The organism is Duganella caerulea (genome assembly GCF_040362985.1).
Taxonomy (GTDB): domain Bacteria; phylum Pseudomonadota; class Gammaproteobacteria; order Burkholderiales; family Burkholderiaceae_D; genus Rugamonas; species Rugamonas vulcania.
The window spans coordinates 335,171-349,788 of the sequence record NZ_BPWJ01000001.1 but is presented as its reverse complement, the minus strand read 5'-3'; the positions used below and the strand labels follow the sequence as shown (position 1 = coordinate 349,788).

The following is a 14,618-nucleotide window of genomic DNA, read 5'->3' as shown; positions in this document are numbered from 1 at the left end:
GAGGACGCATGTTACGCGGAATACAGTTCTCGCTGATGGCCGGCATGCTCAACCCGGAGCCGGTGCCGCTGGACGTGGCCCAGAGCCTGCTGTTGGCCCAGGTCACCCAGGTGACCGAGGGCCGCAGCGGCTTCTCGCTCAGCTTCGCCTTCGGCAAGGGCTCGCCGATACGGCGCCGCTTCGAGGACGGCTTCTTCGATCCGCCGCGCCGCATCGTGCTGTACGCCACGCTCAACGGCACGCCGCAGGTGCTGATGGATGGCGTCATCACCCGCCACGAGGTGGCCGTCTCCAACGACCCCGGCCAGTCGCGCCTGAACGTCACCGGCGAGGACCTGTCGCGCATGCTCGACACGGTCGACCTGAGCTGGCTGATCAAATACCCGGCGATGCCGATCGAAGGCCGCGTCGCCCTGATCCTGGCCAAGTACATCCCGCTGGGCATGATCCCGCTGATCATCCCCAGCGTGAACATCGACATCCCGATCCCGACCTCGCGCATCCCCAGCCACATCGGCACCGACCTGCAATACCTGAACCATGTGGCCAAGAGTGTCGGCTACGTCTTCTACATCGAACCGGGACCGCAGCCGGGCCGGTCCATCGCCTACTGGGGGCCGGAGATCAAGACCGGTACCCCGCAGGCTGCGCTGATCGCCAACAGCGACGCCGCCAGCAACGTCGACAACATCAGCTTCATCTTCGACGGGTTTTCCAAGACGCTGCACCTGCTGCTGATCCGCCCGGAGGAATTGCCGGTGCCGATCCCGATCCCGATTCCGGACGTCAATCCGCTGTCGCCGCCGCTGGGCCGGCGCTCGCCGATCCCGCTGCGGGTGGAGCCGCTCAGCGGCGTGGCCCACTACAATCCGGCGCAGGCCATCATGGTCGGGCTGGCCCACGCGGCCCGTTCGGCCGAGGTGATCAGCGGCTCGGGCGCGCTCAACGTGGTGCGTTACGGCCGCGTGCTCAAGCCGCGCCGCCTGGTCGAGGTGCGCGGCGCCGGCCTGTCGCACGACGGCCTGTACTTCGTGCGCAGCGTGACCAGCCAGATCAAGCCGGGCGAATTCAAGCAGAACTTCAACCTGTCGCGCAACGCCTTCGAGCCGCTGTCGATCCCCGGCATCGGCCTGCCCGACACCTCGCTGCCCTTGCTGGGCTAGCGCAACCGACCGAAGGGACACGCAAATGGCCGACCAACCCACCATGAAGGACCTGGGCTTCACCGACCAGTTCAACGATGACGACGATGACGGCGGCGGCCCACCGGACAGCGTCGGCGGCGTCAAGCGCTACTGGGGCAAGTACCGCGGCGTGGTGCGAGTGCCGATCGACCCGGAGATGCGCGGCCGCCTGATGGTCGCCGTCGAGGACGTGTGGGGCCCCAACGTGTCCTCGTGGGCGCTGCCCTGCCTGCCGTATGGCGGCATGTCGCTGGGCATGTACGTGGTGCCGCCGATCGGCGCCAACGTCTGGGTGGAATTCCTGCACGGCCATCCGGACCACCCGATCTGGACCGGCTTCTGGTGGGGCTCATCCGCGTTCACGCCCAAGACCCAGTCCACCGCCACGCCTGGCGCGCCGATCCTGACCATTGAATCGCTGCTCAAGCACGCGCTGGTCATCAGCGACACGCCGCTGCCGCCGCTGCTGCCTCAGGGCGGCGTGTTGCTTAAGAGCGGCACCTCGTTCATCGCGGTCGAGCCGACCGGCGTGCGCATCTTCGGCCTGCCCGGCGTGCAGATCAACGGCACGCCGGACGGCAATCCACTCACCGCAGCGCTCTACGTCAAATAATCATGCCCGGACTCCTGCTCACCGTGAACGCCGTCGTCACCTGCACCCACGCCGGCAAGGCCACGCCGCTGCCGCCCACCAGCCGCCTGAGCGTGATGGGCATGGCCGTGGTGACGCTGGCCCACAGCTACACCATCGCCGGCTGCGGCTTCCCCGCCGCCTCGTCCGGCTCACCGCCGTGCGTCAGCGGCAAGCTGACCGTCGGCGCGGCGCGCGTCACATCGATGGGCCTGCCAGTGGGCATCGTGCCGGCCACATCGATCTGCGTGCCCAACCCCACACCGCTGATCCTGGCGCCAGGCCAGCAGCGCGTCAACGCCATCTGAGCGGAGACCGCCATGAACATCGCCTTCCCCTACCAGATCGGCGCCGACGGCCGCAGCCTGGCCTCCACCGACGCCACCCACGTGCGCGACATGATGGAGATGCTGCTGTTCACCAATCCGGGCGAGCGGGTGATGCGGCCGGAATTCGGCAGCGGCCTGCTGCAATCGATCTTCGCCCCCAACAGCGCGGAACTGGCCGCGACGCTACAGCTGACAGTGCAGGCCGCGCTGACCCAATGGCTGGGCGACTTGATCGAACTGCGCGGCGTGGAAGTGCTGAGCGACGACGCCACGTTGCGCGTCACCGTGCGCTACATGTTGCGCCCCACGGGCGAGATCGTCACCGAAAACTTCAGCCGGAGCCTGACATGAACAGCCAACCGTGCACATCGCAATCCGGCGCGCAGTGCAGCGACGACCTGCGCCGCGCGCTGGTGCGGGCCGGCGGACAGCTGGCCGGCCTCGACTATGTCGAAGTCTATCCCGACGGCCTGACCCTGTGCGTACGCTTCTTCGGCCAGCCACCCGCCGGCCTGGACCGCGAGAACCTGCTCATCGAAGGAGGCGAACGCATCACAGGCATCCAGGTGACCGGCGCCGAATTCGAACAACACGAGGACGGCGACGTCTGCCTGCGCGTCAGCGTGGACCGCACGGGCGACTTTTCCAGCTACTGCCTGTGCCTGGTCGAGCCGGAGCGGCGCACCAGCCGCTGCAGCGACGATCCCTTACCCGCACCGGTGCCGCGCCTGCGCCCGGTGCCGGCCGGCATAGACCCGCGCTACGCCTGCGCCGCATTCTCGTTCCGCATCGACTGCCCGTCCGACCTCGACTGCCTGGCGCCGCCTTGTGCAACGCCACCGGCCGCCCCCGCGCCCGCCATCGACTATCTGGCGCGCGACTTCAACAGCTTCCGCCGCCTGCTGCTGGACCGCATGAGTTCCGTCATGCCGGACTGGCGCGAACGCCACCTGCCCGACCTGGGCGTCACCGTGGTCGAAGTGCTGGCCTACATCGCCGACCAGTTCAGCTACACGCTGGACGCCGTCGCCACCGAAGCCTATCTCGGCACGGCGCGCCGGCGCATCTCGGTGCGGCGCCACGCCCGGCTGCTGGACTACCGCATGCACGAAGGCTGCAACGCCCGCGCCTGGCTGACCATCGAGACCTCGGAGGACATCGCGCTGCCCGTGTCCGACCTGGTATTCGCCGCGCCACCGCCGCAACAACAGGTGGTCGTGCCCGGACTGAAATCATGGCAGGAATTGCAGCGCATCGACCAGGCCATGCTGTTCCAGGCCATCGACCTGGACGGCGACGGCAAGCTGCACCTGCGCGTCGCTCACAACGATATCCACTTCTACACCTGGCACAACCAGGGCTGCTGCCTGCCGGCCGGCGCCACTAACGCCACGCTGCGCGATTCGGACCAGGCCGCGCCGAACGCGGAACCGCGCCGCACGCTGCACCTGGCCGCCGGCGACGTGCTGATCTTCGAAGAAATCCGCAGCGGCGTCACCGGCTCGGGCGCCGACGCCGATCCCGCGCGCCGCCACGCAGTCCGCCTGACCAGCGTCACCGAACTGCACGATCCGCTGGACAACACACTATTGCTCGACATCGAATGGGACCGCGCCGACGCGCTGCCCTGGATGCTGTGCCTGTCCGCCCGCACCGCCGCACCGGATTGCCGCTGGGTCGAATGCGCGGTCGCGCGCGGCAACGTGGTGTTGGTCGACCATGGCATCGACATCGAACTCAACGACGACAGCTGGGTCGTCGACGAGGAAAGCTCACAAGGCTGCTGCGCCTGCGACGGCATGGCCGCCGACATCACCATCACACCCGCCCCGTTCAACCCGACGCTGGCCCGCAACGGCCTGACCTGGTCCACACCCGTGCCACACGAACCGGCCCCGGCCACCGCCATGCTGACCCAGGACCCGCGCCAGGCCCTGCCGCAACTGCGGCTGGACCGGGGCTGGGCCACTTCACCGGGCTCCAGCCAGATCGTCTGGGAAGACAGCTACAGCTGGCGCGCCGTACCCGACCTGCTCGCCAGCGAGCGCGACGACCAGGTATTCGTCACCGAAGTCGACGACGAAGGCTACGCCCACCTGCGCTTCGGCACCGGCGACGATGGCCGCATGCCACCGGCCCACAGCCGCTTCCGCGCCCGCTACCGGACCGGCAACGGCGCCGCAGGCAACGTCGGCCACGACACCATCGTCTGGGTCGCCTTGCGCAACGGGCTGCTGTCCGGCATCGAGCTGCACCCGCGCAACCCGATGCCCGCAACCGGCGGCCGCGAGCCCGAGCCGGTGACCGACGTCAAACAGTACGCACCGCGCGCCTACGGCCGCGTGCTGGAGCGCGCCATCGCCGCCGCTGACTACGCCGAGATCGCCGCCAACGACGCCCGTATCCAGGGCGCCTACGCGGAACTGGTGTGGACTGGAAGCTGGTACGAAGCCGCCGTCGCCCTCGACCGCTACGCCTCCGCCGACGACGACCCATTGCTCGAAGCGCAGACCCAGGAGCGCCTGCAAATGGTCCGCCGCATCGGCCACGACCTGCGCCTGCTCCCCGCGCTCCGCGTACCCTTGCGGATCGAAATGGACATCTGCGTCGCGCCCAACGCCATCCGCGCCGAAGTCAAGCGCGCGCTGGCCGACGCCCTGTCCAACCGCCGCCTGGCGGACGGCAAGCTGGGCCTGTTCCACGAAGACCGCCTCCAGTTCGGACAGGACATCCGCGCCTCCGTCCTGGTCGCCCTGGCCCAGCAAACCGAAGGCGTAGCCCACGTCACGATGCTGAAATTCGCCCGCGCCGACGCCGCCCCGGCCGATGCACAACGCACCCTGGCGGACGGCCTGCTGCCCATCGCCGCCGACGAAATCGCCCAGCTGGACGGCAATCCCGACTTCCCCGAACGCGGCACGCTGACGTTAAATGTGAGAGGTGGACGATGAGCTGCGACCATCACTGCGATCCCTGCGCCGGCACCGTTTGCGACTGCGCCTGCGCCGGCGCCTGCGGCACCCCCGCCACGCTGGCGCCCCCCGCCAATCGCGCCGGCCGCGACACGCTGCGCACGCGCATCGGCAACCACGGCGACTTCTTCGCCGACGCGCTGCGCCGCCTCAGCGCCCGCGACGCACCGGCACTGCGCGCCCTCGGCACCCGCGACCTCACCGATCCCGCGATCGCGCTGCTGGACGCCTGGTCCGTCGCCGCCGACGTGCTGACCTTCTACCGCGAGCGGCTGACCAACGAAGCCTATCTGCGCACCGCGCGCAGCGAGCGGTCGCTGCGCGAACTGGCATCGGAGGTCGGCTACAAACCGCGTCCCGGCGTGGCCGCGACCGTGCACCTGGCCTTCCTGCTGGACGCCAGCGCCGCGCCGGTCGAGATCCCGGCCGGCGCCAAGACCCAGACCGTCCCCCAACCCGGCGAACAAATGCAGACCTTCGAAACCGACGAAGCCCTGCAGGCGCGCGCCGAGTGGAGCATGATGCCGCCACGCCTGACGCGCGTGCCGGCGGTCAAACGCGTCGACGCGCTGACCGGGTCCGAGTTCCGGCTCAACGATGCCAGCCTGGTGGTGCGTCCCGGCGAGCGCCTGCTGTTCCGCTTCGGCGACCAGCAGGGGCAACAGGTGGGCCGCGAAATCGCCAGCGCCCGCAACGACGTGCTCACCGCCAGCGTGGTCCTGACGCTGAAGCCCCGCCCCGGCCTGACGCCCGACCTCGCCGCCAAGATCCTGGCGCTGACCGATGAAACGCAGAAGAAAGTCGCGCAAGACGGCGACCATGCCGACCCCAAGCTGGTGCAACTGCTGGAAGCGCTGGTCTCCTACCTGCTCGGCGCCAGCGCCATCGACGCGTTCTCCAGCATCAGCGATACATCGACTGGCTTCGCCGCCGTCGACGACCCGGCAGGCGATATCCTTGCCGCGCTCCTGACGCCGACCCACAGCAAGCCGATCTCCATCGAATCCACCGACATCGATGCCAGCCTGGCGGCGCTGGAAACCACACCCGAGGCGCAACTGCGCGCTCCCCGCTATCTGGACCGCAAGGCCGCCGCCGGCCTGGAAGCGAGCGGCGCCACGCGCGGCGCGCTGCTGCAATCGCTGACGCCTGGCCTGGGCGCCCACCTGTACGCGGCTTGGGGGCAACTGCCCGGCACCGCCGCCACGCAGGATATCGCACCGGACCTGTACCTGCTGCGTTCCGTGCACAGCCCGTACGGCGCCAACGCCCCGCTGCTCTCCTCCATCGTCCGCACCTCCAACGACACCGATTGGACAGCGGCGGAAATCGACCACCGCTACGCCTTCCTTGACGGCGTCAACGACGCGGTCCACCCGGACAGCTACGCGCTGATCCAGACGCCGCGCGTGCAGAACGCCAGCAGCCACACGGTGCGTTTCGCCCGCGTGATCGGCGCCAGCACCGCCAACCGCGGCGACTACAGCCTCAACAGCAAAGTCACACGGCTGGAACTGGTCGACCCCGACAGCGGAAAAATGCTCGACGTGCTGCACGACATCGAAGAGAACCTCGGCGACCTCGCCACCTCGCTCGCCTACTTGCGCAACACCGTGTACGCCGTGCAAAGCGAGCTGGTAACGCTGGCCACCGAACCAATCGCGGACGACGTCGGCGGCGACAACGTCGTCCTCAACGGCCTGTACGACGGGCTTGACGTGGGCCGCTGGATCATCGTGGCCGGCGAACGCACCGACATCACGGCCAACGACGTCGCGCTACCCGGCATCCGCGACGGCGAACTGGCCATGATCGACGCCATCAAGCAGATCGCCGACCCGGCCTCGCCCGCCGACGCCCGCCACACCGTGGTCTACCTGCGAAACAAACTGGCCTTCACCTACCGCCGCAGCAGCGTCATCGTGTATGGCAACGTGGTGCCGGCCTCGCATGGCGAGACCGTGTCCGAAGTGATGGGCTCCGGCGACGCGCGCGCCCGACTCGCCACCTACACGCTCAAGCGCGCGCCGCTCACCTACGTGGCCGCGCCCACGGCCAGCGGCGTGCGCGGAACGCAGATCGTCCGCGTCAACGACGTACGCTGGAATGAAGTCGACTCGCTGCTGGACGCCGCCCCCGGCCAGCGCGCCTACGAACTGACCACCGACGCGACCGGCGCCGCCACCGCAGTCTTCGGCGATGGCATCCACGGCGCGCGCCTGCCCACCGGCCAGGACAACCTGCGTGCGCAATTCCGCGTCGGCATAGGCCGCAGCGGCAACGTGCAGCCGGGCCAGATCACCTTGCTGTCCACCCGCCCGCTCGGCGTGCAAGGCGTGATCAACCCGCTGCGTGCCGCCGGCGGCGCCGACCGCGACGGCATCGAACAGATCCGCCGCAACCTGCCGCAAGCCGTGCTGGCCCTGTCGCCGCGTTCGCGATTGGTGTCGGTGCAGGACTATGCCTACTTCGCCCAGCGCTTCGCCGCCATCGGCCACGCGCAGGCCGCCAAGCTGGCCGACGGCGGTGCCAGCGTGGTCTACGTCACGCTGGCCGGCGTCGACGACATCCCGCTCGATCCCAAGGGCGCGCTGCTGGAAGGCCTGAACCAGGCCTTCCACACCTACGGCGATCCCGCGCTGCCGGTGCAACTGGGCGTGCGTGAACTGATCGCGCTGGTGCTGCAAGCCAAGGTGGCCATCGACACGGACGCCGACTGGAACGTGGTCGAGCCTCGTCTGCGCGCCCGGCTGCTCGACGTCTTCTCGTTCGACCGCGCCCAGCTCGGCCGCTCGGTCTACCTGTCTGCCGCGGTTGCGGCCATGCAAACCACGCCCGGTGTGGCATGGGTCGACGTCGACGTCTTCGGCGGCATCTCCGAACTGGCGCTGCGGGACAAGGATGCGCTGGCGGCGGCCGTGGCGGTGCTGGAACAGCAAGCCAGCGGCGGCGCGGTGCAGCAACTGGTGGCCTGCGCACCGGCCATGGCGGCGGCCGATGCGCCCCAGTCGCGCCAGGACCAGATCGCTCAACGCGATGGCGAATTGCCGCGCTTCCTGCCCGCGCAAATGGCCATGCTGGCGCCCGACGTCCCCGGCACCCTGGTGTTCAACCTGGTCGAAACAGAAGGCAAATCATGCTGAACTCCCCGGACGCCCTGTACCAGCTGCTGCCCGCCTACATCCGCCAGCGCGACGCGCAAAGCGGCGGCGCCTTGCAGCAGCTGATGGCCATCATCGGCACGCAAGCCCGGTTGATAGACCGCGATCTGCTGCGCATGTACGACAACAACTTCATCGAAACCTGCGAACCGTGGGTGGTACCCTACATCGCCGAACTGCTCGGCTACCAGCCTTCCAGCGGCGCCGATGCGTCGCCGGCGCTGGCGCAATACCTCGCACCGCGCCGCGAAGTGGCCAACAGCATCGCCTTCGAGCGCAGGAAAGGCACCCTGATGGTGCTGGAGGAACTGGCGCGCGACGTGGCGCACTGGCCCGCCGTCGCGGTGGAATTCTACCGACGGCTGGTGCAGGCCCAGCACCTGGACCACCTGCATCCGGAACGGCCGGCCACCGCCGGCCTGCACAATGCCGCGCGACTACAACACACCGGCTCCCCCTTCGATACCTTGTGCAGGACGGCCGATGTGCGCCGCATCAGCAACGCCCAGTCGCCCGGTTGGTACAACCCCTCCAGCGTGGGCCTGTTCGTCTTTCGCCAGCGGCGCTACGGCGTCACCCGGACTTACGCCAGTTGCCAGCGCGAAGCCGGCCAGCATTGCTACGCCTTCTCCATCCTCGGCAACGATGTCGCGCTGTACCGCACGCCGGAACCGCCGGCCCTGCTGCCACTGCCCATACTGCGCGGCGAGCTCGAATCCCAGCCTGCGCCCAACGCCAGTTCCGCCAGCGCCGATCCGACGCTGTACGGCCCGGGGCGCAGCCTGTGGATCACCGTCCCCGACTGGCCAAAAAAAGGCGACCAGGGACAAGTGCCCGCATCGGCCGTCATTCCGGCCGACCTGTCCAGCTGGTCGTATCGCGTTCCGAAGAACCACGTCGCCATCGATCCGCAACTGGGGCGCATCATGTTCCCCCTCAAGCAGCGGCCGCAAAAGGGCGTACTGGTCAGCTACGGCTACGGCTTCGCGATGGACCTGGGCGGTGGTGAATACAGCCGCCCCGCGCTGCCGCTGCCCGCGCGCGTGACACGCGTGCGCGTGCGGGCGGCCGAACATGGCGCCCCGGAACCCGGCGCTTTCCGTACCATCGGCCTGGCCATCGATGACTGGCAAACCGCCCGTTCCGGCCCGCCGGAGACGCGCCCCGAAGCGGCGCTGGTGGTGGAACTGGCGGACAGCGGCAGCTACCACGGCGCCATCCACATCACGCTGGGCCAAGGCGAATCCGTATGGATCGTCGCCGCGCCAGGCACGCGTCCCGTCCTGCTGTTGACCGACGAGCGCGACGGCGCCGCCGACCGCATCTCGGTGCAAGGCGCAGCCGGCAGCCGCTTGACGCTCGACGGCCTGCTGGTGGCCGGCCACGGCATCGACATCTCCCCGCGCCTGCCGGACGATGGCGAAGGCACCGACGTCGCCGAGCGCCCGCCGGAGGATGGCAGGGGCATCGCACAGCGCTTGCCTGAAGCCAGCCACGGCACCGGCATTGCACCGGGCGCTATGGACGGCGGCGACGGCATTGACACCGCACCGCGTCCGCCGGCCGACGGCGACAGCGAAGGCAGCACCAACACGGGCGACCTGTGCCAGGTCTGGATACGCCACAGCACCTTGGTGCCCGGCTGGGGTTTGTCATGCGATTGCCGGCCCACCCACCCCGGCCAGCCCAGCGTCGTACTCGACGGAAGCGCCGCCTGCCTGCGCATCGATCACAGCATCGTCGGCCCGGTGCAAGTGGCAGGCGCCGACGAAGCCGCGCCCATCGTGGTCACCGACAGCATCGTCGACGCCACGGACACCAGCCAACCCGCCATCGCCGGCACCCAGGGCGAGATCGCATTGGCCCTGCTGACAGTCGCCCGCAGCACCATCATCGGCGAAGTGGCGGTCCATGCGATCGTGCGCGCCGACGACAGCCTGTTCCTCGGCAAAGTCGAAGTCGCGCGCAGGCAAACCGGCTGCATCCGCTACTGCTACCTGCCGGCCAGTTCACGCACGCCACGCCGCCACCGCTGCCAACCGGACGACGCCATCGCCGCCGCGCGCGCCAAGGTCGACGCCGACACCACACTGACACCCGCCCAACGCACGGCACGCAAGGCCATCGTCTCCGCCGAAACCGAGCTCAGGGTACGTCCGCACTTCGAATCGCTGCGCTACGGCAGCGAGCTGTACGCCCGCCTGCATCCATCCACCGCCGCCGAGATCGCCGCCGGCGCGCAGGACGGCTCCGAGCTGGGCGTCTACCACGATTTGTTCGAGCCGCAGCGCCTGGCGCTGCTCAACGCCCGCCTGGCCGAGTACGTGCCCGCCACCTTCGAGGCGACCACGTTGTACGCCCACTATCCGTCCGCATCGTCCCAAGAGGCCAAGCCATGAATGGAGATTTCGCCCGCGTCACCTTCGACTCCGCCGCCCGCTTCAGCCGCGTGCTGCTGCAACAGGGCCGCATCCTGCTGGAGGCCGACTTCAACGAACAGAGCGCGATACACCACCACTTCCTGCGCTCGCTGATCGTCGACCTGATCGGCCGCCACTGGCGCGCCGGCGACAGCTTCACGCTGGCCGCCGATCCCCAAGGCACGGCCGACTTCAGCATCAGCGCCGGCCACTTCTACCTCGACGGCATCCTTTGCGAGAACGACAGTGCCTGCAGCTACGCCACCCAACCCTGGCCCTACTTCCCGGACGCCGAGCACGAGCCACCAACAGCGGGCGGCCTCGCCTATCTGGAATGCTGGGAACGCCACGTCAGCGCGCTGCAATATCCTGGCCTGCGAGAAGTCGCGCTGGGCGGCATCGACACCGCCTCGCGCGCGCAGATCGTCTGGCAGGTGCGCGTCGCCAGCCAGCCGTGGGTCGACACCCACCTGGCGCTGGTGCTGGGCGCGCTTCAACTGAGGCTGGCGATCGCCAAGCCGGAGGACCGCCCGCCGATCCAGCTCGTCGTCGACCATGTCACCAACACCCAAACCGCCTTCACCACCGCGCTCGCCAACTTCCCCGGCGCGGAGGCCGACTGCGCCACCGCCGGCGACCTGCTCGACGCCTTGGACGCCGCGCGCCCCCTGATGCGCGCCCGCGCCGTCCACGACGCCACCGAGGACGATCCCTGCTCGCTCTCGGCAGACGCCGCCTTCCGCAGCCGCGAGAACCAGCTCTACCGCATCGAAGTCCACGACAGCGGGCTGGCCGACGGCCACGCCACCATCAAATGGTCGCGCGAAAACGCCTCGGTCGTATTCGCCATACGCGGCACGCCCAAGCTGGACGTCGAGAGCAACACCATCTCGGTCGGGCTGGAGAGCTTCGGCCACGACCACCGCACCGGCCTGTGCGAAGGTCAGTGGGTCGAGCTGACCGGCGACGCCTTCGAATTCACGCCGGTCGCGCCGCCGCTGGGCCAGGTGTCGAAAATCGACCGCACCCGCCAGACCATCGTCATTCAGCTACAGCAAAAGACCACCGTGGATTTCGCACACTGCACACTGCTCAAGCGCTGGGACCAGCACGACGGCGTGAATGCCGCCGGCGTGCTGCAAGTCGAAGAGCATAACAGCGCGGTCTGGCTACCGCTGGAACGCGGCGTAGAAGTGCAGTTCCGCGTGGGCGGCTACTACCGCACCGGGGACTACTGGCTGGTGCCGGCCCGCGTCGCCAGCCGCGATGTCGGCTGGCCGCAGGTGGCGGGCGCGCCGGCCGCCATCCCGCCGCACGGCGTGCAACGCCACCGCGCGGCGCTGGCCTACTTCAAGAGAGACGCTGCCGACGGCTGGGAATTCGGCCGCTGCGGTTGCTCGATGCTGCCGCTTTGCCCCTGACCGAGTTCGGCAAAAACGGAGTCCGCATGTCTGGCGTACCTCTGGTTTATCATTCGATACTTAACTATTGAATGCGGAACCCATGAGAAGTCCACTTCGCCTCACTGCGGCGGTATGCGCCGCAGCCCTGTGCAACAGCGTCCATGCGGACATCGATGGCGATGCGGCCCGCAAGCTGTCGGCGCTGAAGTCGCTCGCGCTGTCGCCAGCCCCCATCTCGCCGAAGCAGGTGGAGAAAGCGCTGGCGCTGACACTGGACCAAAGTTGCGCCGACGTCGATCTGCCGCCCGAGGGCAAATTCCACATCTGCCTGTATCGTCCCGCCGAGCAGGACACGCACAGTCTCGCGTTCGTTCAGTACAAGACCATCAACCGCTCCGCCGGCGAAGACAACGAGGGTGGCGTGGAGTTCATCACCCGCGGAGAACATACCTGTATCCGCAGCACAGACCTGAGCAACGCATTCCAGCTTGCACCGGCACCGTCTGGCGAGCCAGCGTTCCCCGAGCCGAAGCAGCCTTACATCCCGGTCGCCCGATACCGCTTCAACTTCCCGAATCAAGGCGCGCATGTGGAGGTATTCCAGACCGGCGAATGCGTCACCACAGTGACATTACTAAAGCATTCATAGCATCTTCGGCTATAATTTCGCCATGTTAAAAATGGCGAAGCGACAAACATTGCACATCTGGATAGCCCTCCTGGCCATCCTGTTCAGTGCGATCGCGCCCGCCGTCTCCAGCGCGCTGGCCGCCACCGACACGGTCCAGGTCTGTACCGTGGACGGCTACAAAATCGTCAAGCTGGCCGGATCCGACCAAGGCAAGACACCGGCCTCCGCAAAGCACGCCATGGAACACTGCGCGTTCTGCACCCTGCATGCGGACGCCCATCCGCTGCCTGGCGCGCCGTCCGTCCCGCTCGCGCTCGATGCCGGCCGCGACACCTACCCACCGCTGTTCTACACGGCACCACGATCGCTGCACACCTGGTCCGCGGCCAATCCGCGCGCCCCGCCCTTCCTCGCCTGAGTTCCTTCAGCGGTACCGCCGTTTGGCGGCGGTGATCCATCACGAACTTTCGAGGCGACTCCATGATCGCAGGCACTCCCACGGCCGGAACTTCCGGCCTGTATCGCCGCATCTGGCGCTGGCACTTCTTTGCCGGCCTGGTATGCGTACCCTTCATCTTTTCACTGGCCGCCACCGGCGCCATGTATCTGTTCAACCGCCAGATTGACGACCTGGTCTACGCGCAGCAGATGCTGCGCCAGGAGCCGGCTGGCAAAGCCACGCCGGTACCGGCGTCCACGCTCATCGCCAACGCGCTGCACGCCTGGCCCGGCCAGGCCAAGGCATTGACCCTGCCGGCCGACGACCGCCACAACGCCCAGGTGGACGTGATCCAGCAGGACGGCGCGACCATGCAGGTCTTCGTCGACCCGGGCACCGGCGCCGTGGCGGGCGTCATCGACGAAAGCCGGCGCCTGATGACCATCGTCAAGCACATCCACTCGCTGGCCATCGCCGGCGATGGCGGCAAGGCGGTGATTGAAATCGTGGCCGGCTGGATCATCATGCTGATGGCCAGCGGCGCCTACCTGTGGTGGCCGCGCGGCCGGCGCGCGGGCGTGGTCTCGATCCGCCGCCAGGCGCAAGGCCGCGTGTGGTGGCGCGACCTGCACGCCGTAACCGGCGCCTTCGGCGGCGGCATCATCCTGTTCCTGGCATTGACCGGCATGCCGTGGTCTGTGTTTTGGGGCAAGAACGTCAACGCCTGGCTGAGCGCCCATGATCTCGGCGTACCCGACGGCATGTGGCGCGGCGTGCCGAAATCCACGCTGCCCGCCAACGCCCTTGGCGATCTGCCGTGGACCCAGCAACAGCAAGCCGTGCCGGCATCCGACGACCCGCATGCGGAGCATAGGACTGCTCCACATCAAGTTCATTCCGGCCCCGGCTACGACCTGCTGAACAATTCCGCCATCGCCAGCCCGGACGCCATCGTCACCCGACTGGCGGCCATGGGTATCGATCGCGGCTATCGCCTAGCGCTGCCCGGCGACCCGCGCGGCGTTTACAGCGCGATCTACATGCCGGGCCAGGTCGCGGCCCATCGCGTGGTCCACATCGATCAATACAGCGGCAAGGTATTGATGGACATCGGCGCCGGCCGCGTCGGCGCCATCGGCCGCATCACCGAATGGGGCGTGGCCGTGCACCAGGGCCTGGAATACGGCACGCCGAACCTGCTCGTGATGCTGGCCGGCTGCGTGGCGCTGATGGCGCTCTGCGTCAGCGGCATCGTCATGTGGTGGCAGCGCCGGCCCGCCGGCAAGCTGGCCGCGCCCGCCCTCAGGCACGGAGACCGGCTGGCCAGGGGCGTGATGCTGATCGCCGTCGTGCTGGGCTGCTGCTTCCCCTTGCTGGGCGCATCGATGCTGGCCGTCCTGCTGCTTGACACCTTGATCGGGGCGGTGCGCCGTCCCGCAGTCTAAACA

Annotated in this window: 11 protein-coding genes; all 11 read left to right on the top strand. The window is 68.4% G+C overall.

Annotated features, from left to right (window positions below; all coding sequences use genetic code 11):
* The first annotated feature begins 8 nt into the window (after positions 1 to 8).
* A complete protein-coding gene (locus ACUJB0_RS01500; RefSeq protein ID WP_444843650.1) occupies positions 9 to 1,163 on the top strand; it encodes a hypothetical protein in 1,155 nt (384 codons plus the stop codon).
* Positions 1,164 to 1,188: 25 nt separating this feature from the next.
* Positions 1,189 to 1,797, top strand: coding sequence for a phage baseplate assembly protein V (locus tag ACUJB0_RS01495; RefSeq protein WP_117015134.1), 609 nt, complete (start codon positions 1,189 to 1,191; stop codon positions 1,795 to 1,797).
* 2 nt (positions 1,798 to 1,799) lie between these two features.
* Complete coding sequence (locus ACUJB0_RS01490) at positions 1,800 to 2,123, top strand: hypothetical protein (RefSeq protein WP_444843649.1); 324 nt, start codon at positions 1,800 to 1,802, stop codon at positions 2,121 to 2,123.
* A 12-nt stretch (positions 2,124 to 2,135) separates the two neighbouring features.
* Positions 2,136 to 2,495 (top strand): GPW/gp25 family protein, encoded by a 360-nt coding sequence (locus ACUJB0_RS01485; RefSeq protein ID WP_444843648.1) that lies wholly within the window; start codon positions 2,136 to 2,138, stop codon positions 2,493 to 2,495.
* The gene (locus tag ACUJB0_RS01480) at positions 2,492 to 5,095 is read left to right on the top strand and encodes a baseplate J/gp47 family protein (RefSeq protein ID WP_444843647.1); all 2,604 of its coding nucleotides are present in this window, start codon (positions 2,492 to 2,494) and stop codon (positions 5,093 to 5,095) included. Before ACUJB0_RS01485 ends, ACUJB0_RS01480 begins: the two co-directional genes overlap by 4 nt.
* A complete protein-coding gene (locus tag ACUJB0_RS01475) occupies positions 5,092 to 8,259 on the top strand; it encodes a putative baseplate assembly protein (RefSeq protein ID WP_444843646.1) in 3,168 nt (1,055 codons plus the stop codon). The genes ACUJB0_RS01480 and ACUJB0_RS01475 overlap by 4 nt, the downstream gene beginning before the upstream one ends.
* Positions 8,253 to 10,676 (top strand): hypothetical protein, encoded by a 2,424-nt coding sequence (locus ACUJB0_RS01470; protein WP_444843645.1) that lies wholly within the window; start codon positions 8,253 to 8,255, stop codon positions 10,674 to 10,676. The genes ACUJB0_RS01475 and ACUJB0_RS01470 overlap by 7 nt, the downstream gene beginning before the upstream one ends.
* Complete coding sequence (locus ACUJB0_RS01465; protein WP_444843644.1) at positions 10,673 to 12,118, top strand: DUF6519 domain-containing protein; 1,446 nt, start codon at positions 10,673 to 10,675, stop codon at positions 12,116 to 12,118. Before ACUJB0_RS01470 ends, ACUJB0_RS01465 begins: the two co-directional genes overlap by 4 nt.
* 82 nt (positions 12,119 to 12,200) lie before the next feature.
* Positions 12,201 to 12,749 (top strand): hypothetical protein, encoded by a 549-nt coding sequence (locus tag ACUJB0_RS01460; RefSeq protein ID WP_444843643.1) that lies wholly within the window; start codon positions 12,201 to 12,203, stop codon positions 12,747 to 12,749.
* A 31-nt stretch (positions 12,750 to 12,780) separates the two neighbouring features.
* A complete protein-coding gene (locus ACUJB0_RS01455; protein WP_444843642.1) occupies positions 12,781 to 13,149 on the top strand; it encodes a DUF2946 domain-containing protein in 369 nt (122 codons plus the stop codon).
* Positions 13,150 to 13,211: 62 nt separating this feature from the next.
* Positions 13,212 to 14,615: a PepSY-associated TM helix domain-containing protein gene (locus ACUJB0_RS01450; protein WP_444843641.1), complete on the top strand. Its 1,404-nt coding sequence runs from the start codon at positions 13,212 to 13,214 to the stop codon at positions 14,613 to 14,615.
* Positions 14,616 to 14,618: the final 3 nt, after the last annotated feature.

Excerpts from the sequence above, each read along its gene's own strand:
- ACUJB0_RS01465 (WP_444843644.1), top strand. The coding sequence starts at position 10,673 with ATGAATGGAGATTTCGCCCGCGTCACCTTCGACTCCGCCGCCCGCTTC.
- ACUJB0_RS01470 (WP_444843645.1), top strand. The coding sequence starts at position 8,253 with ATGCTGAACTCCCCGGACGCCCTGTACCAGCTGCTGCCCGCCTACATC.
- ACUJB0_RS01485 (WP_444843648.1), top strand. The coding sequence starts at position 2,136 with ATGAACATCGCCTTCCCCTACCAGATCGGCGCCGACGGCCGCAGCCTG.
- ACUJB0_RS01455 (WP_444843642.1), top strand. The coding sequence starts at position 12,781 with ATGGCGAAGCGACAAACATTGCACATCTGGATAGCCCTCCTGGCCATC.
- ACUJB0_RS01490 (WP_444843649.1), top strand. The coding sequence starts at position 1,800 with ATGCCCGGACTCCTGCTCACCGTGAACGCCGTCGTCACCTGCACCCAC.
- ACUJB0_RS01495 (WP_117015134.1), top strand. The coding sequence starts at position 1,189 with ATGGCCGACCAACCCACCATGAAGGACCTGGGCTTCACCGACCAGTTC.
- ACUJB0_RS01480 (WP_444843647.1), top strand. The coding sequence starts at position 2,492 with ATGAACAGCCAACCGTGCACATCGCAATCCGGCGCGCAGTGCAGCGAC.
- ACUJB0_RS01500 (WP_444843650.1), top strand. The coding sequence starts at position 9 with ATGTTACGCGGAATACAGTTCTCGCTGATGGCCGGCATGCTCAACCCG.
- ACUJB0_RS01460 (WP_444843643.1), top strand. The coding sequence starts at position 12,201 with ATGAGAAGTCCACTTCGCCTCACTGCGGCGGTATGCGCCGCAGCCCTG.
- ACUJB0_RS01475 (WP_444843646.1), top strand. The coding sequence starts at position 5,092 with ATGAGCTGCGACCATCACTGCGATCCCTGCGCCGGCACCGTTTGCGAC.
- ACUJB0_RS01450 (WP_444843641.1), top strand. The coding sequence starts at position 13,212 with ATGATCGCAGGCACTCCCACGGCCGGAACTTCCGGCCTGTATCGCCGC.